We start from the raw sequence: 19,245 nt of genomic DNA on the forward strand, positions 1-19,245 counted from the left end.
ATAGTCTGATTATCTTCAGTATAATGTTACTGTTTTGTAAATTATGTGCGGTACGGCTTAGCAATATGAATGCTTCGAACAGGATCACACTGACGATTGTGCTAATTTTCACTGCTGTGTTCAGTGTACTGGCGGTCGCAATGTTCTATCAGGCGAGGTCAGATATCAGCGACGAGGGTGAGGCGGCGTTGCAGCTTGCAAAAACCCTGGCGAAAGCCAGTCTCGATACAGACACACTGATCCGTATTTTACATAATAGTCGTCACCTGACCGTCATTGAACAACCTGATGCTGCAACTCAACTGCCGCTAACCGGCCCGCTGGAGAAATGGCTCGCGCCACCGCCGGCAAGCATTACCATTTATGCAGCGTCAGGAGAACCGATCACCGTGGTTACCAACAGCGCCGCTGAATTTGATGAAATAACGGCGACCCTGGTAAATGTCTTTTTCATTTTTGTTCTGGCGCTGTTACTCACCCTGTTTACACTGCGTTATGCTGTGAATACGCGGCTCAGGCCACTGGCGGAATTATGTCAGGGACTGGACTCCATTCAGTCAGGCCAGTTCAGGTTGTCTGCAGCATCAACCGATATTGCTGAAATTCATATGCTCATTAAACACTATAATAAGCTTATTGGCTCACTGGCTAGTAAAGAAAATCAGGTTGCCGGGTTACGCCAGCGTCTGTCAGCATTACAGGAGAATGAGCGAAGATTACTGGCCCGGGAACTCCACGATAATCTGGGCCAGTTGATCACCGGTATTACGGTGCAAACCTATATGCTCGAACAACAAAAACAAAACCCCGACTTTATTGTTAAAGCCTGTACCACTATTCAGCAGCAGTGCGACGCGGTGCATCAGGGCATGAAGGATTTAACCAACCAGCTTTACCCGGTATTTTTAAATAAACTGGGGTTAACCACTTCCATCGCACAAATGATCCAGACCTGGCAGGACATTCACCAGATCGAGGTGAGCTGGTTACCGGATGCTGCCACCATTGCCAGTAACCTCAACCGCGACACCCAAATTTATCGCATTACCCAGGAAATATTTAACAACATCGCCAAGCATTCCCATGCCACCGAGGTGACCATAGGCTTAACGACTAGCCGCGATCAACTGACGCTGTTTGTACGCGATAATGGCCGAGGCTTTAGTCCGCAACAATCAAAAGCCGCCGGGCTGGGGCTGGAATCCATGCATGAGCGGGCCTCTTTGCTGGGCGGCACGCTTAATGTTGAAACTCATGCAAAAGGGACCACAGTTACCCTCATCGCACCTCTACAAATAAAGGATGATCTCCATTATGAATATACTGATCGTTGACGACCACGCTGTAGTCCGCCAGGGCTACAGCGCGCTACTCACAATGATGCTCCCTGATGCCATAGTCAGTGAAGCCGAAAATGCTCAGCAAACACTGAAAAACCTAGCCGCTACAGACATTGATTTAGTCATTCTCGACATTAACCTGGAAAACGCCAGTGGTTTGAATCTGGCCGGCCGGCTGCTAAAACGCTGGCCGCGGCTTAAGATCATATTTTTCAGTATGTTTGACGAACCCTCGGTAGTAAACCGGGCTATTCAAACCGGTGCAAAAGGATATTTAAGCAAACGCAGTAAACCCGCGGTAATGGTTGAAGCGATAAAAGCCGTGCTCAGTGGTAAACGTTACATCGAACACAACATTGCTATTCAACTGGCCACCCACCAACTCAATGATGCAGACGACAGTTGCAAGCAGCTCACGCAACGTGAGTTCGATGTATTTATGGGGATCGCTAAGGGACTGGACCGGGCTCAGTTAGCCGACGAACTGAATGTCTCCAGTAAAACTGTATCAAATACCCTCACCCAATTAAAAGCCAAGTTACAAATCAGTACACACGCTGAACTGGTGCACCTGGCTATTGAGCAGGGCTACCTGAAAGTGGCTGTTTAGCGTTTATCAGAGAATGGTAAAATAAGACTCGAGTAACTCGATGGCCTGACGGGTCTTAACCGGCATCGTCAGATAATTTGCGACGACTGCGAACACCTGATAATCCGGTAACTGCCAGCCCGGCAGCAGTTCAACCAACTCACCGCTGGCCAGGTAGTGCTGTACTTCCTTTTGCGGTAATACCGCAAAGCCCAGACCATCCACGGTGAACTGAATCAGCGCCTGCATCGAGTTGACACTGAGTCTGGGATGCGCCAGCAAATAACGTTCATTGTCAGGGCCAGTCAGCTCGTGTGCAGGCAGATGATCGTAAACAATAAACGAATACTCTTTTAATTGCTCCGGATGCGACAAACACAGCCCGGTTAACGCATGTGAGGGAGCGACGCATAACACCTGTGACCAGGTGGCAAGCTGATAAGATTTAAACCCTTCTTTGTCAACCGGTGTAAATCCCAAGGCAAGGTCGGCGCCGCTTGCAACGATATCGTCATAGCCTTGACCCAGGGTTACCGCGACTGAAATACGCTCTGAACTCTGCAGTAACTGCCGCAGAGGTTTACTCAACAAGCCCCCGCCAAAGCCTTCGGGCGCAAGGATCCTGAGTTCACCGGAGGGTGAATGAAGTAGGGCATCAATTTCCTGCTGCCCCTGTTGCGCGGTAGCAAGTAACGCTTGACTGGTTCGGTAGTAAATCCGCCCGGCTTCAGTGAGGCTAAGATGACGGGAATTACGATTTACCAATTGCTGGCCAATATCTTCTTCCAGCTTACGCAACTGCTGGCTGATGGCCGATACGGTCATGTGCAATTGCCTGGCAGCCACACTCATATTGCCGCAGTCAGCAACGGTTAAAAACACTTTCAGGGCGCGGGTAAACTTAACGTTCATCAGTATTCATTTTTGCTAAAGACACCGTTTAATACTAGTCGATTGCAGACAACAGAACCTGACTTTAACCTAAATAGCAATCATTATCACTAAGGTTTTAGCTGTTATATGCAATTTCCCAAAATGTCTCTGACGCTATACTGTACCTTCGCCTCCTCTGCGGCATTTGCCGTGTCTCCCGATAACGAGGAATTAGAAAAAATTGTCGTGACCGCTTCAGGTTCAGCTCTAATGCTCAAAGACGCCCCCGCCTCAATCAGTGTGTTCGATAAAGAAGATCTGAGCGAACGATATTATCAGAATCTTACCGATGCTATGACTGATATTCCGGGCGTGATTGTTACCGGCAGCGACGGCGACAGAGAAGAGAAGACATCAGCCTGCGAGGCATGGGCAGCCAGTACACTTTGATGTTAGTCGACGGACAGCGTCAAACCTCCGCGAAACCCGCCCCAACAGCGCCTGGCTCCCGCCGTTATCGGCAATTGAACGCATCGAAGTCATCCGCGGCCCCATGTCTTCACTCTACGGCTCAGATGCCATTGGTGGTGTGATCAATGTTATCACCAGTAAAAACCCGGGGGCCTGGCGTGGTCAACTACGTTTAGAAGCCACGATCCAGGAAGACAGCGATTCAGGTAATCAATACCAAACCACGTTCTTTACAGCTGGCTCGCTCATCCCAGGGAAATTAGGCTTACAACTTTATGGCCAGTACCCCCAGCGGGACGAAGACAATATTGTGGATGGTTTTCGCGAACGCGACCATAAAAATATCAGTGCCAAACTCGCCTTTACCGCCAATGATAATCACGAATTGGTGGTTGAAGCTTCCCATACCCAGCAGGGAATTAGCGCCACCCTGGGTAAAACCGTTGCGCCACTGACCGAAGATGAAGAATGCGGCCGTCGCGACTGTCCGGCGTCGAGCATGACCGAGTACGAACGCACTCACCAGTCGCTCAGTTACGCCGGTTACTGGGGTTGGGCAACCTCGCAAAGCTGCATTAAACAAGATGAGTGATAAGGAGTTCCGGCAAATGTTCGTCAAGAATCTCGATACCCAGACGATGTGGGCCATTCCGGCGAACGTTATTCTGAACGTAAGTGCAGGGGGCGCTTATTTTGAGGAAGAGCTCAATGACCTTACCAGCAACCAGACTAGTGAATTATCCCTGGTGGATGGCAATCAGTGGTCGGTGTTTGCTGAAAGCGAATGGAAATTTATCAGAGATTTCGCTATTACCACCGGTTTGAGGGCGCCGAACCGGCGCCAGACCAGTTCTTCATGGGGACAAATCAGCCGGGGCGGCAATATTTATGGTAACCCGGATCTGGAAGCTGAATCTTCTGTGAGCTATGAACTCGGCTTGTATCAGGACTTTGGTAAGGACACAACGGTATCCGCTACGGTGTTTTACAACAAGTTTGAAGACCGTATCACCCGTATTCAGTGTCCGGCAGACCTTTGTACCGATGGGCCTAACGATTTCGGTTCTGCGCCAACGCCCTATATCGATATCGATGAGGCCATCACCGAGGGCGTTGAGATGAGTGTGCAGGCTAAACTCACTAAAGCCATTGAGTTCAATGGCAACTATACCTACACCGACTCAGAACAAAAGACCGGTCAGTATGCTGGCAGCCCGCTCAATCAACTGCCGAAGCACCGGGTGCAAACCTCGGTGTGCTGGGCCATCAGTGACATGACCAGCAGTTGGCTGCCGGTTCATGAGCGGGGTGAAGAAAGCCAGCCAACTACCGGCGCCTCACAGGACAGCTTAATAGCCCCCTCGTATACACTGGCAGACGTGGGCTTAAACTACGGTTTTACCAACGACATAAACTCGGCACCAGTATTTATAACTTGCTGAATAAAAACATCGGCATGAAAGAGTACGGATACGTAGAAGATGGCCGCCGCGACTGACTGTCGCTGGCTTGTTCATTCTAGGGGGGACGGTGACTGCCGGCGACCGTTTATGGTGAGCACAGGTAGTACCCGCCCCCTATGTCATCAGCCGAATAAAAGTGTCAATCAACTCAATTGCAATTGATTCTCAATACCATTTAGATTAAGATTTTTATTTTTCACTTACAGAACAATCAGGATATTATTTCAGGAGATTTTACGTTGTTAACAGATACCCCTTGCTTCTTGCCACTTTACGGTAAGAAAAGCGACCAAAACACATTGTTGAGTAAGCTTTACCGGCAGGCCCTGTCGCTCGGATTGCTAGGATTGCTCGGTGCAACCATGACAGCCCAGGCCGATGAGCTGAAAATCACATTACCCTCGTTGAATGTAGCCGAGTACCACGCCCCTTACGTTGCCGCATGGCTGGCCGACGAACGTGGCAAACGCGTAGTGGATATTGCCGTATGGTACGACACCGACATGGCCAATAACGAAGGTGAAAAATGGCTGAAAGACTTACGCATGTGGTGGCGGCGCAGTGGTCGCAGTGCCAGCATGCCTATCGATGGTGTTAGTGGCGCTACCCGCCGTCCTGGCACCTCTACCATCGCGCTTGACGGTCGTTTCGACGACGTTGACGCCGGTGACTATTTTATCTGGGTTGAAGCTGCGCGGGAACTCGGTGGCCGTGAAACTCTCAAGGTACCTGTAACACTGCCTGTTACACAATCTGTTAATGCCAGTGCTGAAGGTCAGCACGAACTTTCTTCGATAACCTTACTCATGGAGCCTGCACAATGAAGAAATCACTATTACTTGGAGCCGCCCTGGCCCTGACTGTGGCAAGCCCGTTCAGCCAGGCTCACCGGGTGTGGATCAAACCTTCTACCACTTCCGTTTCCGGTGACAGCGAATGGATCACCTTTGATGCGGCCGTAGCTAACGGTATCTTCCACCCGGATCATTTTGCTTACCCGGCCGAGCGTTTATCAGTGGTTTCCCCCACCGGAAACCCGGTAGACATCCAGAATCAGCAAAAACTGCGCTACCGCAGTGTATTTGATGTGGAGCTGACTGAGAGCGGCACCTACAAAGTGTTCAATGCCTCACAATCCCTGGTGGCGTTCTGGAAAGATGAAGATGGCGAGCGTCACTTCTGGCCCGGGCGCGGTAAGACCGGCACCGTGGAAGAGTTTTACGAAGCGGTGCCTCAGGATGCCAATGAGTTAAATGTGATGGAAACCGCCAACCGTATAGAGACCTATGTCACCTTAGGCGCGCCAACGGCAGACAATAACAAGCTCACCGGCAAAGGCCTCGAACTCAAAGCACTTACCCACCCCAACGATGCTTACACCGGCGAGCCGATTGATTTTCAGTTCTTTATAAGTGGTGATGAAGCTCAGGGTACCAAAGTCATTGTGGTCAAAGACGGCGAAAAATACCGGGATACTGCCGGTGGCGTAGAAGCCACTTCTGATAAAGAGGGTAAAATCAGCCTGCAATTTGACGAACCCGGCATGTACTGGCTGGAAGCAGAGTACGAAGACGACAAAGCCAAGGCACCGGCTAAGAAACGCCGTGCCAGCTACGTGCTGGTATTTGAAGTGTTACCATTTTAATATTAAAAATAATGGGGTCAGAGTCCATTATTTTTTAAATGGGCGCCCCTTTTTAGCGGCTTTTAGCTTAGTGTTAGTCAATGCTTCAACCTGACGTATAAAGTCTGAATCACCTAACACTAGTTCGCGCTGTGAACAGTTGCGAATTTCCGCCATGAGATCAGCCTTGAGCGGTTGGTTAAATAATGACTGATAAGCTAAAAGTCGCGAACCTTTCGTATAGCCTAGCGACAAATACACTGGATGTGCCGTGTATAAAGATGAGCTCTTACCCAAACCATTCATGGCAAAACTCGACCACTTATACCGGTTTGGACTCTCCACCATATTTGCCCGCACCGGATTCAATTCGATGTATTGTTGTAATCGAAGCAAATAAGTTTCGGAATTAACCAGTGACGATCTGAATCGTCCCTCCCACAAGGTCCCTGTGCGTTGGTATTTGTGGTTAAAAAATCTCACGTACATCCTGCCAACAGATTGCATCATCTTGCTTATCCCCTGATTTTCGAGTCGGGGAGTACAGAGCAGATGGACATGATTCGTCATCAGAACCCAGGCATGTATATCCACCTCAAACTTGCTGGAATACTCTTTAAGCCAACCAATGTAGGCGATAAAGTCCTTCTCGTCGTGAAAGCACGGGCTTCGGTTATTACCGCGCTGAATAACGTGCTGGGAAACGCCCTGCGGCGCAATGCGTTGATGTCTTGCCATGGTTCTGCCATCTGATGAGCCTTCTGATATCTTATTCAGCAACCCGACGACAACAATCCTGTCCCCGTTAAAACAGTTCGTCAGAACAGCTGGCTGAGGTTCTTTGGCCGGTAATTTTTGTGGGAATAATCGGAGGGAGACAGGATTTGGGGCAGAATAATGTACTCTGACCCCATTATTTCATTATTTTTTACCAGCTATACGTGGCGCTTAGCATATAGTTTCGTGGTCTACCCGGAAAATACCTGTCACCACCAAACGAGGTGAAATCGGCACGTTCGGCGTAAGCGGTATCCAGCAGATTATTCACCCTGGCATACAGGGTAAGCTCGGGGGTTAACTGCCAGAATGAACGCAAATTCACTAACTCATGGCCTTGGTACTCGTGCAGATTCTCCGGGTCGGTGTAGTACTCGCCCACGTGGTTTAATTCCAGTTCGGCGCGCAATTGCGGTGTGAACTGGTAACCTATCCGCACATCGGCAATGGAGTTGGGCGCAGTATCAATGTCGTTACCATTAATGTTTACACCGCCTAGTTCCTGATTATAGCGGTAAGTGTGGCTTGCCATGGTCGCCGCCAATGCAATATCCAAACGCTTACTGGCCTGCCAGCGCAGTTCCAGCTCTACACCTGTATGCCGGGACTGACCGTCATTGACATTAAAGAAGTTACTGTCGCGGAAAATAAAATTGTCTTTATCCATGTAATAGGCTGCGACAGTGTAGCTTAAACCGGGATAGCTGCCCTTTACGCCCACTTCCACATTACGCGCTTCTTCAGAATCGAGGTCAGCGACCTGTTGGGCACGCTGCAAACGATACAGTTCGGTGGCCTGAGGGGCGCGATAGCCTAGTGAATAGTTGGCATAAAACTGCGTATTATCAGAATAAAGATAGGTGGCCCCCAGTTTTGGCGATGCATTGGTAAAGCTATTTTCACTGCTCGGAGGTCGCGAATACCGGCAGCCGCCCATACCGCAGGCCGTGCCATCTTCCCGTAACCGCCCCGAATTCATATTATTGGTATAGTCATAATGCATGTATTCATAGCGCAGCCCAGCACTCAGTAACCAGTTATCATTGCGCCACACCAGCTCACTTAACGCAGCAATCAACGACGCATCCACGTCATAATCGTAGTGTTTACCTGCCGGAATAGTTTCTACAAGAAAGGCAGACCCCGTTGTAGGCTGCTGCTGATACTGCAACAGGCTTCCCTCGGTATGCTCAGCATCAATACCGGCACTCAGGCTTACACTGGCAGAGATATTATGGGTCCATAAACTTTGCACCCCTACGCCCTGCTGGCTATTTTCTTCGGTAGGTTGTCCGGGCAAAAAATGCATTAAAAATGCCATATCCTGGTCGCGAATATAGGGAATTAGCGATATTGTATCGCCGCCGTCTAACTGCCACAGCGCTTTGGACCACATACGCAGCGAACTGGCGTTACGAAAAGCTTCCGGGTTTTCATTGCCCTGAGCAAGCGCGGCGTCTTTATAAGCATCGGTACCGGTGATATAGCCGGCTGTTTCCTGCTCCAGGTTGGTGTAGGTCAGGCCGGTCGTGAGTGTTAGTGAAGAAAACGTATGCTCATGACGCAGGTTAAGTTTTTCCTGATCAAGTCCTTCGGCCACCCGATAACCATTATCCCGGGTCACGCTGGCATTAATCCCCACGCCGCCATCGCCGTAATGATAACCACTGCGCAATTTCACACGGTTATACCCGTAAGAACCATAGTCATATCCGAGCAGACCACCGCCCTGAGTGGTGTCCGGGGTGATGATATTAATTACGCCATGTACCGCATTAGAGCCATACAAAGCTGAACCGGGGCCTTTGAGCACTTCTATCCGCTCGGCCATTTCCGAGTGCGCTTCGAACAATTCGTTAATGTTACAAAAGCCTGCGGCGCGCAGGGGAATGCCATCTTCTGCGGTTAACAGGCCACCGCAGGCACCCGCTCCGCTGAATACCTGCGAACGCAGGGCTGGCAGGTACTCCTGCCCATTACCTCGTTGTACCTGAGCTCCGGCAATAAATTTAAGCACTTCCTCAATATGCGTAGGCGAAAGGAGGTTAATATCCCGCTGACCAATGGCGCTGATGATTAATGGCACATCGCTGTCGTCTGCGCCGTGCCGGGAACCCGTGGTGGTAATCCGCTCGATATCTTCAGGCAACTGCACCGCCGCCGTTTGCGCGCAGACGTCAAAGGTACCGGTTATGGCACAGGACAGGATGGTTAATACAGGCAACCAACCGTTTTGAGGTAACTTGGTCATGGCTTATCTTTTAGTTTGATTAATCGAATATGGCCCGAGTTGAGCCTGCGGCCATGATAGACCTTCAAAACCATTAAGAAAACCAATTAAACCGGTACTTTGCGTTCTGTTGGACTAGTACTTTGTACCCGTTACTCTCTTTGGTTGATGCTGGATTAACCCGGGTTCATTTTCCCGCTGGCAACCAACGGCTGATCGCACGATAAATGGCAAACACAATGGCCAGTCCTGCGGCGGCCAGCGACAATAGTAATAATGCATGAATAACTACGCTGCTCCAATGACTATGGTCATGCCCATCATGAGCCTGAACTGCAGGGCTTATCGCCATGACCAACAGCCAGATAATTAACCAGCGCCACTCAACCCGTAGCATGATAACCTCCTTGCTTTGTGCCGTTAAGAACCCGAAGTGAAACCATCGTATTGGTAGGGGGTGAGCAATTTTTGTCTAGGCCCGAGCCGGTCAAAGCTACCATACTGTTGTTCAAACCAACTTAAGCGTTGATGAGCGCTTCGATACCCCCATACGGTGCAGGCTGATTTCCCCTGTTTACAGAAAACAGCCATCATCTGCTGTTTTGCCGTCACTAACACCTCCCAGGCCAGACGCAGGCTGTTTTCCCGCTCATAGAGCTCGGCCAGATTGTAATAACTTACCAGTAAGGCCTCGGATGTCCGGCGGGATACAGGCCACTTTGTTATCAGCGTTCTGGCCAGTTCAATGGCTCTGGCGTAATAAACCAGTGTTATCAGGGTATGATGAAGTTCAAAGCTATCGTTACCTGCCGCAATCACCTCTTGCCATCTGGCATAAGTGGCGTCAAACTGACTCATGATGACCTCCTGAATTAATGCTGGCTGGCACTGTAATCAGTAAAGGTAGCAATGGTCTGCTGACTTACCGTTTCCTGATAACTTATAGCGGTAACCAAATCTGCAACACGGTGTTGCATTGCTGCCTGGTATTCCACCAGTCCGAGTGCCCTGTAGGCGTCGCAAATCAGTGTTGACAGGGTAAAGACCTTTTCGACCAATTGCCGGTTCTGACCTTCCTCTACCTCCAGCAAAATCGCGGTGATATCGAACGCACAACCTAAGTAGGGAATACATTCACGATATTCACCGTCGTAAAACAGGGTCGTCCCCTGAAACTCATCCCTGGCTAAAAAATTAACCGCCTCCAATGGATGGCTATAAACCCAGTCGGCGTGTTTGGTACATAAAAAAGAAATTTCCATTGGCATGTCCTCCTGACTTAAACATACGCCATTTCAGATTTATTGCAAATGATAATTGTTTGCATTAGCATAAAATCACGTACAATGGACTACAATGGTAGTTGCTATGACACAACAGATTACCAAAGCGCTCGTGACATCAGCCAACTTAAAGCAACAAATCAGAACAGCTTGTCACCCGGATGATCCACAGTTGCTTAAGCGCTATATAAACTTAGCCTTGGACAGTGCAAACACAGCCCAGGCATCGTCCGAAAAAATTCGTATCCTGCTGGGCTGTGCTGCGCTTTTGCTCGAGACAGCTTGCGATCACAAGGTAGTGCTGAACTGGCGCTATCTGTGTCTCGACCAGATTTACCGGCTGCTGCTGGCGGCCGAAAAGCAAAGTATTACAGCCAGTGATCACCATCGCGTGCGGCAGTTTAGTCATCAGTTTACTCAGCTCACGCCGACATTTTTTAACTAAGGACCTCAATTATGACAACCTCTACCGAATCACGAATCGAGCAAGACAGCATGGGCGAACTGGAAGTCCCTGCTGAGGCTTTATATGGCGCGCAGACCCAGCGCGCGGTAAATAACTTTCCGGTCAGTGGCCAGCCTATGCCAGAGGCTTTTATCAGAGCGTTGATCACGGTAAAAAAAGCCGCAGCTCAAGCCAATGCCTCACTGGGTACACTGGACAGTGATACAGGTGAAGCCATTTGTCAGGCCTGTGACCAATTGCTCAACGAGCAGCAGCTGATGGCTCATTTCCCGGTCGACATCTTTCAGACCGGTTCAGGCACCAGCACCAACATGAATGCTAATGAAGTAATTGCCACGCTGGCCAGCCAGCAGACTGGTCTGTTGGTTCACCCCAACGATCACGTCAATTATGGCCAAAGCAGTAACGACATTATTCCCACCACTATCCATGTGAGTGCAGCAATCGCGCTTAAGCAAGCACTCTTACCGTCGCTCAGCCATCTTTACAGTGTGATTGGTAAGAAGGCCGGTGAACTAAAAAATGTCTGTAAAACCGGCCGCACTCACCTGATGGATGCCATGCCAGTGCGCATGGATCAGAGTTTATCCGGTTGGCAGGCACAAGTAGGCCAGCAGATTAAAGCGTTGAATGCCCACCAACCAGCGATTCAAACACTGGCGTTGGGCGGTACGGCGGTTGGTACCGGCATTAATGCTCACCCCGATTTCTCAGCGACGTTTAATCAGAAGCTTACTGCGCTTACCGGGATCCCTTTTCAGCCGGCAGATAACTTTTTCGCGCTTATCGCCTCGCAGGATACCGCTGTCACCCTCTCTGGTTTACTAAAATCAACCGCTGTGAGTTTAATGAAAATCAGCAATGACTTACGCTGGATGAACTCAGGCCCACTGGCGGGCCTTGGCGAAATAGCCCTGCCGGCCCTGCAACCCGGCTCCTCCATTATGCCCGGTAAGGTGAATCCGGTTATCCCTGAAGCCGTGGCGATGGCTGCGGCCCAGGTCATAGGTAACGATGCCGCCATTACGGTTGGCGGCCAGTCAGGTAACTTTGAGTTAAATGTCATGCTGCCAATGATAGCCAGCAACCTGTTGAGCAGCTTTACGCTTATGGCCAACAGCGCTTCGTTACTTGCAGATAGCGCTATCAGTGGCTTTGCGGTATTAAACGAAAATCTGCAAGCAGCATTGGATAAAAACCCGATTCTGGTGACCGCACTTAACCCCATTATCGGCTACAACAAAGCCGCCGAAATAGCTAAGCGTGCTTATAAGGAAAAGCGGCCGATTGTCGACGTAGCCGACGAGATGACGGACCTGTCACGGCAAGAATTAATCGAGTTACTCGACCCGACAAAGCTCACCGATAACACCCAGCAACGCCAGGGTTGAAAACGGTGAATGATACTCGCCCTGGTAATCTTTACAGGACGGCGTCAAACAGCTCCAGCCGCGGCGGGCCCGCATAAAAATCGCGACTCTGGCCTGCTCCGGCATGGGCTTTTTTAAACGCGTCAGACTTTACCCAGTTATTAAAACTGGTTTTGCTTTCCCAACACACATGGGTCGCAAATAAGGTATATTCTTCGCCGGACTGGCCCTGGAGTAAATGAAAAGATGTAAATCCCGGTACTTCATCAAGGTAGCTTTCCCGCTCTCGCCACATTTCGATAAAGGCCGCTTCACTACCCACTTTTACCTTAAAACGATTCATTGCAATAAACATCTGACGATCCTTTTCATTAATAGTCACTAACGATCGTGGTCTGCGGCGTTCAGCGGCGCAACCACCATTTTGAAAAACAATGTTGCCAGCGCAATGACTAAGCTGGCAAGTAAGGACCAGTATAGCGCTCTGTCAGTCTCAACTTCGAGGCTTAGCAAAACAAAGAACACGACAAAATAACTGATACAGGCTGAAATGATGACCGCAGAATAATGTAATGCTTTATTGATGAGCGTCTCTTTGTCCATCTGTTTCTCCGTTTTCTGCTATCGTTCTACCGGTTCAGTCTAATCGTACTTTGCAGTCAGTACGTCGGTTTCCGACCGCGAAGCGGCATCCAGAAGCCCATCAATAGCCGTTTTTTCGAGCTCGATAAATGCGCTGTTGAAATTGTCCGGCTGGATAGGAATGGCGCAACGTTACAGTGACTAAGCGGGCGAAGGGCGAGTCCGGCGGTAGCCTGTCCAGCGTTTCTACAACGTTAGCCAAGGAGTCTGCTGATAACTTTTCCAGTGTCACTACCCTAGCGTTGGCGGCATAAGTCAGATTAAGGGTATTCTCCAGATAATCCACCTCACCGGTATCCTGCCAAATGGAGCCGCTGCGGTGTTCAGGTTGTTTAGCATCAGTCTTTTTCGCAGTGCTGGTAAAACGTTTTAATAGCCCGGGTAACACTGCCATCTTCCAAACAAGCAAACCTGATACTCATACGGCAAGAGCAGAGAACTGGTTTATTCCGCTCGCCCTCCAATCTGGTTAGTGATGAGGTCGACTCCAGATAAATACCATAACCGCACATAGCGTAATCCCCTGGATAATTAGGAGTGTCGGGCGCAAGTCCATCAATATGGAAATCGCATATACCACAACCACGGATCCCGTAGCTGCGTATTTTGCAGCAAGGCTAATTGCGCCGCTGCGCTGCCAGTCAGTTATTGCCGGACCAAAGACCCGATGATTCACTAGCCAGTAATGGGCCCGATTAGAGGAGCGAGCAAAACAGTAAGCTGCCAGTAACATAAACGGCACCGTGGGCAGCAAAGGCAATACCGCACCGACACCCCCTAACACCACACAAGACACGCCCAGAAGCAACCAGACAGGTCGCATCACAAACAAACGGGAAAGATTGTCAGACCTTTGCTCCTTCACATCTATACCTTAAACTTGCCTATAATACCGAGTAACTCCTGGGCCGACGTAGCTTGTTCAGATGCAGCATGACTGGCGTCTGACGCAGCGCTGCTACCATCAGTGGAAAGCTGGTTAATATCCACAATGATACGATTAACCTCTGCCGCCACGGAGTTTTGTTCCTCGGCCGCGCTGGCGATTTGTAAATTCATTTGTGAGATCTCACTGACTAACTGAGCAATATGCTGCACACTGCTACCCGCTTCCCGACTATAGCGCACCGTTTGTTCAATTTGATGATTACCCGACTCAATAGTCGTTTTAGCTTGCACGGATGCCTGCTGTAATTTGGATATCATGGTATTAATCTCTTCAATGGACGACTGCGTTCGTTGCGCCAGAGAGCGCACTTCATCAGCCACCACGGCAAAACCTCGCCCCTGCTCGCCCGCTCTGGCAGCTTCTATCGCCGCATTGAGTGCCAACAGGTTGGTTTGCTCAGCAATTCCACGGATCACATCAAGAATCCCACCGATATTCTGACTATCCTGATTCAGCGCTTCTATAACTTGAGTCGCCTGTTGCAGACTATGGCTTAGCTGATCGATTTCTTTTATGGTAATTTCGATGCTACTGACCACTCGCTGGCTGGACTTATCGGCTTCCTGGACTTTATCGGCAGCCACCGCAGTGCTGGAAGCGATGCCCTGAATAGATGCTTCCATTTGATTAAACGCAGTCGCCACTTTGGTAACTTCGTCATGCTGAGCATCTACCCTTTGGCGGGCAGTCTGACTGCGTTGTAATGCATCACCGGCGCGACTGGAAATGTCCTGCCCGGCCAAGGCTACACTACGAAAGATGTCCTGCAATGACACTAAAAAGCGATTAATACCACTGGCTAACTCACCAATTTCATCACCGCGTCGGATATCCAGCCGGTAAGTGAGATCGCCACCAGAGCGTGCCAGCCCGTCAATTCGCTGTTGTAACTCTTTTAGCGGCGCTGCAATAGAGGTTGCAAAAATCAACGACAATCCTACCGCAATAACAGCCGCGATAATCAACACCACTATGATCTGAATAATACTGGCAGAGATAATCGCCAGTGAATCAGCACTCACCCGATTAATCCAATCCCGTAGCTTACTCGAAAGTGTTATCAGGTTACGCTCAATGTCGGTTTGTAGCGCATTAATTTCTTTGGAATTTGCGATATATTGCTCTGCAATCGATCTGATTTGGGCATTAGCCCGACGAGCGGCCATAGCACTTTCCAACATCGGCGTCCCTTTCAGCAGTACTATCGCACGATCGGATGCTGCGTCGAGTTCGTCAATAAACTTTATTAAAGCATCAGCCTTGTCCAGACTAACTGTGAGTTCATTGAACAATATCCAAATCTTATAGTTATTATTGGTGTGTAGCAGAGCGTCACGTATGACTTGTCGTTCGAAAGTTGTTACTGCCTGGCGCTCGCTTTCATCAGCTAATCGGTCACTCGTGCTATAGATAAAGTTGTTAGACTCCGCCATGGATGCATTTACCACATCGACCATTTGCGCCGCCAATTCACGGTTCGTGTTAAACAACCCATTTATTTGACTGGCCTTGTCACTGGTAGATTTAAGCGAGGCGGCCATATTCCTCACGCTGGCTGTCTCCACTTCGGCTAACTTTCTTTCCGTTTTGGCAAACTCAACACTGACCTGGTCAAACTGACTTCGGGTATTAATAAAGCGATCAACGGCCAGGGTGAGATTGGTAATATCCTCGGCTAGCTGGCTACTTAAAGTCATTTCCTGCTCTGCGGTTTCTATCGCAGACTGGTTACGGAAGTAAAGAAATACCACAATCAACAAAATAACAATAAACAGAACCACAGGAGAAAGTAGCTTTCCCCGTACACTAACGTTTGACAAAAAAGACGACATAGCAAAACCAGGTATAGTTAATTCATGTTCAAAGCGCACGACCCTACCACTTGGAGTAATCGGCCATGACGCGCCACTATCCTGAATAATGTTTAGGCTTGATAACTGTGGCACCAGCAAAGCTAACTACTGTATTAGCTTTGCTGGCATACAAACCGAAGGATACGTCTCAGGACTTTTTTGAAGTTTAGCAGCCACCCGATATTCTTCCAGTACTATAACAAACTGATATTCTGATAATTATTGATACAAAACTGGCGACACCAGACGAACCAACACGCCGTCAAAGAGCTTGCGCTAAAAACGCAGGGGTGCCATGTTTGGCTTATGTGGATGTGTTTAGCGACAAACCGGCAACTGGCTTAACCGCCAATACAAAAAAATGCGTACCGCTATAAATGTTCGAAGATAACCAGCTAATCGCCCTATGCTCCGGGCGATTAGCCGGGTGGGTTAGTTAACGATAAACGCGCCCTTCATGATGGCAAAATGGCCGGGAAATGAGCAAAAGAAAGTATAATCTTCGCCGGCCGTTAGTCCAGCAACATCCACGGTAACCGTGTCCTGCTCACCGCCTCCAATAATGTGAGTGGCTGCAATAATACGTTCATCGCCTGACGGCAGGTAATTGTTGTCAGGGCCGGCTTTCAGGGCACCGTTCACGATTTCCTGGGCATCTGCGGTGGTGGATAACACCCAGTTGTGGCCCATGTATTTCTTGTCCAGCTGTCCGGTATGTTTCAGCGTCACCTTAAATGCATCACAGGATGCAGGCACACTGATTTCTTTCATATTAAACTGCATCATATCGTTACTTTCGATAGTCACAGCACATTCGTCAGCCAGGGTAAAACTGCTAAAGGCTACTAACAGCAAGGCTAAATACTTTTTCATCGACACACTCTCATCTGTTAAATGTGTATATAAGTACCACCCGGCCTGATGGATTAACATTGTCCCTTAAGTCGTATTTGTACTACTTATGAACTACTGCCTGATCAGTATTTACTGTCAGTGCTGTTACATGCACGACAAGTTTAGTGGACTGCAGCCTAGTAGGTATCGCGATGATAACGCTGCTCATCAATAAGCTGCATTAATGCGTCTTCACCGAGTATATCAGTGAGCGTTTGGTGTACCGCTTGTCCCATCCCCTGATGGCTGCCACACACATAAATGTGCGCCCCCCTGGCAATAAAATTTTGCAGTTCATCAGCGGCCGCTACCATGACATCCTGCACATACTCGCCGGGCACGCCCCGCGAATACGCTTGCTGAATCCTGAACCGGGCAAACCCGGATTGCCATGTTTCAATGGCGGCAGGGATAACATTGTCCAGTTGCGGCGACTGCTCACCGTAAATTAACCAGATATCGGCGTCACTCTCAGCGTAGTATCGTTTCGCCAGTTGCGCCCGAATACCCGCCAGGCCACTGCCCGCGCCGATGAGCACGAGTGGCAGATCATTTTGTGCAATATGACACAGCGGGTTGTCTTTCACGTAGGCACAAAATGGCTCGTCACCGCCCGCATAGGTTGTTAGCCAGCCGGAGCCGATACCTGGCGTGCCATCTGGTTGATACTGTTTTCTGACAATCAGTTTAAGCTGTCCTTCCTGGGGCACAGAAGCAATACTGTAACTGCGCAAAGGTAACAGGGGCATGTTCACAATGTGCTGCTCTGCGTTCCCTGACGTAGGTAAATCAATCAGTTGGCGAGTTTGTAATATACGCTCAATCGGGGTTGGTGTACCCTCAAACCCAATGGCCGTGTTTGGACTAAAGTCATGCTTTACCAGCCATTCATCAATGGCCGTTCTAGCGTTATGAGGCTGGACGTCTAGAATATCACCGGCCTGCCAGGTAGGCATAGTCTGCTCCGCATTCAGTGTAACCATGAAGAGTTCCCGGCCGGCCGCACTGTTGAGTTGCTGTTGCTCAATAACCCGCCAGGTACTCTCAGCCGGATGACTCTCAGAATACCTGGAAGCCTCACTCACCAGCGTCTGCGATTGTGCCCGATCGATTCTTTCCGGGCCTGCTATGGCCGTGGCGCCGGATTGCTGAAGAGCATCATTGAGTTGTTCGCCAAATTCACAAAACGCCGGATACTGACTGTCACCCAGAGCGATTACCCGGTAGGAGAGAGATTGTAGTAATGCGGTATTGTGCTGTTTATTATGCTGTAGCAACGCCCGGTAAAAACGCCGGCCGTTATCGGGTGGCTCACCATCACCATAGGTACTGACTACAAATAGCGCATCGCTTGCTTTTCGTAATGTATCGATGGCCAGGTCGTTCAGGGCGATGACTTTCACCGGGCGGTCAGCGCCCAACAATTTTGCCTGCTGTTCAGCCATTTGTTTAGCCGTGCCGGTTTGACTGGCGTAAGCCACAATAAAGGCGCCGGTGGTGACATGCCGCCGGTCTCGTTGCCGGGCGTAATAGCCAACAATGATAAAGCCTACCCATGCACAATAAGCCACGCATAGGGCAATGGCCAGCAACAGTCTTTGGTTATCTGTCATTCAAACTGCTCCCTGCCTGGAATTAATGGATGAAGACCAGTGCAATGACCACCGGGATCAACAACCCCAGCGCGGTGACGGGCCAGGTTGACTGCTTGTGAGAAGCCTGTTTTACCAATAACCATAAGCCAGTCAGGGTAAACACAATCATGGCGATAGCGATAACATCGATAAAGACAAACCACACCGGCCCGGTATTACGACCTTTGTGTAAATCATTAAAGTAAGCAACCCAGCCGCGCTCTGTGCCTTCATACAGCAGCGCTGCGTCTTCTACGTTGATAGCCAGCCAGCGATCCGCGCCGGGCCCCGGCCAGGCTACGTAAAACTCCATACCATCAAATTCGCCCGCCACATCATCCGGCACACTAATACTGTGTTCACTGGCCAGCCACTGACGAACCGGTTGTGGTGCCGGCATTTCTGCCAGCGGTAAGTCCTGTATATGCGTTAATACATTGGAGGGTACGTCACTTTCAATAGTGGTAACGGAAATCGATGCTGGGATCACCGCGGCGTGATTAAGTGTGATACCGGTTACGGCGAATAACAGCATGCCCACCAGCGAAACAGCAGCACTAATCCAGTGCCATTGACGGGCCGTGCCCAGTGAAAATCGCATAACGAAATACCCTTATCGTTGTTATTCAGTGCGTGCAATGTACCCGTTGGTAACAGCAACAACCAAATTGTTGAGACACAGTTGCGCAAAAAGGTAAATGATAACCATTTCTATTTAACCGTCAACACTCGTGTATCCTACTGGTCCTGGGAATTAGGGATTTAAACGTTATAAGAGGCCGCTGAG

General features: G+C 49.6%; 23 protein-coding genes and 1 pseudogene. 10 read left to right on the forward strand and 14 right to left on the reverse strand.

Going from position 1 to position 19,245, the window contains the following annotated elements:
* The first annotated feature begins 65 nt into the window (after positions 1 to 65).
* Both AC2T0J_RS01515 and AC2T0J_RS01520 read left to right on the forward strand, forming a co-directional pair.
* Positions 66 to 1,334 carry a sensor histidine kinase gene (locus AC2T0J_RS01515; protein WP_489808448.1) on the forward strand — a complete coding sequence of 423 codons (1,269 nt, stop codon included), beginning with the start codon at positions 66 to 68 and terminating at the stop codon, positions 1,332 to 1,334.
* Complete coding sequence (locus AC2T0J_RS01520; protein WP_489808449.1) at positions 1,315 to 1,950, forward strand: response regulator transcription factor; 636 nt, start codon at positions 1,315 to 1,317, stop codon at positions 1,948 to 1,950. Before AC2T0J_RS01515 ends, AC2T0J_RS01520 begins: the two co-directional genes overlap by 20 nt.
* A 6-nt stretch (positions 1,951 to 1,956) precedes the next feature.
* Here AC2T0J_RS01520 and AC2T0J_RS01525 read toward each other — a convergent pair whose 3' ends face one another.
* Positions 1,957 to 2,841, reverse strand: a complete 885-nt coding sequence (locus AC2T0J_RS01525; protein WP_489808450.1) for a LysR family transcriptional regulator — start codon at positions 2,839 to 2,841, stop codon at positions 1,957 to 1,959.
* Between the two features lie 108 nt (positions 2,842 to 2,949).
* Here AC2T0J_RS01525 and AC2T0J_RS01530 point away from each other — a divergent pair, with 108 nt between their 5' ends.
* The 6 genes and pseudogenes from AC2T0J_RS01530 (at position 2,950) to AC2T0J_RS01555 (ending at position 6,381) form a co-directional block, all read left to right on the forward strand.
* Positions 2,950 to 3,252, forward strand: coding sequence for a TonB-dependent receptor plug domain-containing protein (locus AC2T0J_RS01530; protein ID WP_489808451.1), 303 nt, complete (start codon positions 2,950 to 2,952; stop codon positions 3,250 to 3,252).
* Positions 3,252 to 3,334, forward strand: a pseudogene (locus AC2T0J_RS01535) (hypothetical protein); the annotation flags it as partial. The gene AC2T0J_RS01530 and the pseudogene AC2T0J_RS01535, both read left to right, overlap by 1 nt.
* Before the next feature lie 21 nt (positions 3,335 to 3,355).
* Entirely contained in the window at positions 3,356 to 3,865 is a 510-nt protein-coding gene (locus AC2T0J_RS01540; protein ID WP_489810441.1) for a hypothetical protein, read from the forward strand.
* Positions 3,866 to 3,881: 16 nt separating this feature from the next.
* The gene (locus tag AC2T0J_RS01545; protein ID WP_489808452.1) at positions 3,882 to 4,715 is read left to right on the forward strand and encodes a TonB-dependent receptor domain-containing protein; all 834 of its coding nucleotides are present in this window, start codon (positions 3,882 to 3,884) and stop codon (positions 4,713 to 4,715) included.
* Positions 4,716 to 4,975: 260 nt separating this feature from the next.
* Positions 4,976 to 5,560, forward strand: a complete 585-nt coding sequence (locus tag AC2T0J_RS01550) for a DUF2271 domain-containing protein (protein ID WP_489808453.1) — start codon at positions 4,976 to 4,978, stop codon at positions 5,558 to 5,560.
* On the forward strand, positions 5,557 to 6,381 hold the full coding sequence (locus tag AC2T0J_RS01555; protein ID WP_489808454.1) for a DUF4198 domain-containing protein: 825 nt from the start codon (positions 5,557 to 5,559) through the stop codon (positions 6,379 to 6,381). Before AC2T0J_RS01550 ends, AC2T0J_RS01555 begins: the two co-directional genes overlap by 4 nt.
* A gap of 27 nt (positions 6,382 to 6,408) precedes the next feature.
* Here the strand turns inward: AC2T0J_RS01555 and AC2T0J_RS01560 are convergent, their stop codons facing one another.
* The 5 genes from AC2T0J_RS01560 to AC2T0J_RS01580 form a co-directional block, all read right to left on the reverse strand.
* Positions 6,409 to 7,098: a transposase gene (locus AC2T0J_RS01560; protein ID WP_489808455.1), complete on the reverse strand. Its 690-nt coding sequence runs from the start codon at positions 7,096 to 7,098 to the stop codon at positions 6,409 to 6,411.
* Positions 7,099 to 7,288: 190 nt separating this feature from the next.
* The gene (locus AC2T0J_RS01565) at positions 7,289 to 9,388 is read right to left on the reverse strand and encodes a TonB-dependent receptor (protein WP_489808456.1); all 2,100 of its coding nucleotides are present in this window, start codon (positions 9,386 to 9,388) and stop codon (positions 7,289 to 7,291) included.
* A 166-nt stretch (positions 9,389 to 9,554) separates the two neighbouring features.
* Positions 9,555 to 9,764 (reverse strand): hypothetical protein, encoded by a 210-nt coding sequence (locus AC2T0J_RS01570; RefSeq protein ID WP_489808457.1) that lies wholly within the window; start codon positions 9,762 to 9,764, stop codon positions 9,555 to 9,557.
* Positions 9,765 to 9,787: 23 nt separating this feature from the next.
* Positions 9,788 to 10,225 (reverse strand): DUF2753 family protein, encoded by a 438-nt coding sequence (locus tag AC2T0J_RS01575; protein ID WP_489808458.1) that lies wholly within the window; start codon positions 10,223 to 10,225, stop codon positions 9,788 to 9,790.
* 14 nt (positions 10,226 to 10,239) lie between these two features.
* A complete protein-coding gene (locus AC2T0J_RS01580; RefSeq protein WP_489808459.1) occupies positions 10,240 to 10,629 on the reverse strand; it encodes a hypothetical protein in 390 nt (129 codons plus the stop codon).
* Between the two features lie 106 nt (positions 10,630 to 10,735).
* Between AC2T0J_RS01580 and AC2T0J_RS01585 the strand changes: the two genes are divergently transcribed.
* Both AC2T0J_RS01585 and AC2T0J_RS01590 read left to right on the forward strand, forming a co-directional pair.
* The gene (locus AC2T0J_RS01585) at positions 10,736 to 11,095 is read left to right on the forward strand and encodes a hypothetical protein (protein WP_489808460.1); all 360 of its coding nucleotides are present in this window, start codon (positions 10,736 to 10,738) and stop codon (positions 11,093 to 11,095) included.
* Positions 11,096 to 11,106: 11 nt separating this feature from the next.
* Positions 11,107 to 12,507: a class II fumarate hydratase gene (locus AC2T0J_RS01590; protein ID WP_489808461.1), complete on the forward strand. Its 1,401-nt coding sequence runs from the start codon at positions 11,107 to 11,109 to the stop codon at positions 12,505 to 12,507.
* A 31-nt stretch (positions 12,508 to 12,538) separates the two neighbouring features.
* Here the strand turns inward: AC2T0J_RS01590 and hmuQ are convergent, their stop codons facing one another.
* The 8 genes from hmuQ to AC2T0J_RS01630 form a co-directional block, all read right to left on the reverse strand.
* Positions 12,539 to 12,841 carry a heme-degrading protein HmuQ gene (gene hmuQ, locus AC2T0J_RS01595; protein WP_489808462.1) on the reverse strand — a complete coding sequence of 101 codons (303 nt, stop codon included), beginning with the start codon at positions 12,839 to 12,841 and terminating at the stop codon, positions 12,539 to 12,541.
* A gap of 26 nt (positions 12,842 to 12,867) precedes the next feature.
* Positions 12,868 to 13,089, reverse strand: coding sequence for a hypothetical protein (locus AC2T0J_RS01600; RefSeq protein WP_489808463.1), 222 nt, complete (start codon positions 13,087 to 13,089; stop codon positions 12,868 to 12,870).
* Positions 13,090 to 13,189: 100 nt separating this feature from the next.
* Positions 13,190 to 13,522, reverse strand: a complete 333-nt coding sequence (locus AC2T0J_RS01605; RefSeq protein WP_489808464.1) for a hypothetical protein — start codon at positions 13,520 to 13,522, stop codon at positions 13,190 to 13,192.
* 75 nt (positions 13,523 to 13,597) lie between these two features.
* Entirely contained in the window at positions 13,598 to 13,993 is a 396-nt protein-coding gene (locus AC2T0J_RS01610; protein WP_489808465.1) for a YbaN family protein, read from the reverse strand.
* Positions 13,994 to 13,995: 2 nt separating this feature from the next.
* Entirely contained in the window at positions 13,996 to 15,909 is a 1,914-nt protein-coding gene (locus AC2T0J_RS01615; protein ID WP_489808466.1) for a methyl-accepting chemotaxis protein, read from the reverse strand.
* 453 nt (positions 15,910 to 16,362) lie between these two features.
* On the reverse strand, positions 16,363 to 16,803 hold the full coding sequence (gene azu / locus AC2T0J_RS01620; protein ID WP_489808467.1) for an azurin: 441 nt from the start codon (positions 16,801 to 16,803) through the stop codon (positions 16,363 to 16,365).
* Positions 16,804 to 16,961: 158 nt separating this feature from the next.
* Entirely contained in the window at positions 16,962 to 18,437 is a 1,476-nt protein-coding gene (locus AC2T0J_RS01625) for a flavodoxin domain-containing protein (RefSeq protein ID WP_489808468.1), read from the reverse strand.
* 22 nt (positions 18,438 to 18,459) lie between these two features.
* Positions 18,460 to 19,059, reverse strand: coding sequence for a PepSY-associated TM helix domain-containing protein (locus AC2T0J_RS01630; RefSeq protein ID WP_489808469.1), 600 nt, complete (start codon positions 19,057 to 19,059; stop codon positions 18,460 to 18,462).
* Between the last annotated feature and the right edge of the window lie 186 nt (positions 19,060 to 19,245).

Source organism: Alteromonas sp. ISO5, from assembly GCF_058105165.1.

Coding starts and splice junctions, on each gene's coding strand:
- AC2T0J_RS01515 (WP_489808448.1), top strand. CDS start 66: ATGAATGCTTCGAACAGGATCACACTGACGATTGTGCTAATTTTCACT.
- AC2T0J_RS01520 (WP_489808449.1), top strand. CDS start 1,315: ATGAATATACTGATCGTTGACGACCACGCTGTAGTCCGCCAGGGCTAC.
- AC2T0J_RS01525 (WP_489808450.1), bottom strand. CDS start 2,841: ATGAACGTTAAGTTTACCCGCGCCCTGAAAGTGTTTTTAACCGTTGCT.
- AC2T0J_RS01530 (WP_489808451.1), top strand. CDS start 2,950: ATGCAATTTCCCAAAATGTCTCTGACGCTATACTGTACCTTCGCCTCC.
- AC2T0J_RS01540 (WP_489810441.1), top strand. CDS start 3,356: ATGTCTTCACTCTACGGCTCAGATGCCATTGGTGGTGTGATCAATGTT.
- AC2T0J_RS01545 (WP_489808452.1), top strand. CDS start 3,882: ATGTTCGTCAAGAATCTCGATACCCAGACGATGTGGGCCATTCCGGCG.
- AC2T0J_RS01555 (WP_489808454.1), top strand. CDS start 5,557: ATGAAGAAATCACTATTACTTGGAGCCGCCCTGGCCCTGACTGTGGCA.
- AC2T0J_RS01560 (WP_489808455.1), bottom strand. CDS start 7,098: ATGGCAAGACATCAACGCATTGCGCCGCAGGGCGTTTCCCAGCACGTT.
- AC2T0J_RS01565 (WP_489808456.1), bottom strand. CDS start 9,388: ATGACCAAGTTACCTCAAAACGGTTGGTTGCCTGTATTAACCATCCTG.
- AC2T0J_RS01570 (WP_489808457.1), bottom strand. CDS start 9,764: ATGCTACGGGTTGAGTGGCGCTGGTTAATTATCTGGCTGTTGGTCATG.
- AC2T0J_RS01575 (WP_489808458.1), bottom strand. CDS start 10,225: ATGAGTCAGTTTGACGCCACTTATGCCAGATGGCAAGAGGTGATTGCG.
- AC2T0J_RS01580 (WP_489808459.1), bottom strand. CDS start 10,629: ATGGAAATTTCTTTTTTATGTACCAAACACGCCGACTGGGTTTATAGC.
- AC2T0J_RS01585 (WP_489808460.1), top strand. CDS start 10,736: ATGACACAACAGATTACCAAAGCGCTCGTGACATCAGCCAACTTAAAG.
- AC2T0J_RS01590 (WP_489808461.1), top strand. CDS start 11,107: ATGACAACCTCTACCGAATCACGAATCGAGCAAGACAGCATGGGCGAA.
- hmuQ (WP_489808462.1), bottom strand. CDS start 12,841: ATGTTTATTGCAATGAATCGTTTTAAGGTAAAAGTGGGTAGTGAAGCG.
- AC2T0J_RS01600 (WP_489808463.1), bottom strand. CDS start 13,089: ATGGACAAAGAGACGCTCATCAATAAAGCATTACATTATTCTGCGGTC.
- AC2T0J_RS01605 (WP_489808464.1), bottom strand. CDS start 13,522: ATGGCAGTGTTACCCGGGCTATTAAAACGTTTTACCAGCACTGCGAAA.
- AC2T0J_RS01615 (WP_489808466.1), bottom strand. CDS start 15,909: ATGTCGTCTTTTTTGTCAAACGTTAGTGTACGGGGAAAGCTACTTTCT.
- azu (WP_489808467.1), bottom strand. CDS start 16,803: ATGAAAAAGTATTTAGCCTTGCTGTTAGTAGCCTTTAGCAGTTTTACC.
- AC2T0J_RS01625 (WP_489808468.1), bottom strand. CDS start 18,437: ATGACAGATAACCAAAGACTGTTGCTGGCCATTGCCCTATGCGTGGCT.
- AC2T0J_RS01630 (WP_489808469.1), bottom strand. CDS start 19,059: ATGCGATTTTCACTGGGCACGGCCCGTCAATGGCACTGGATTAGTGCT.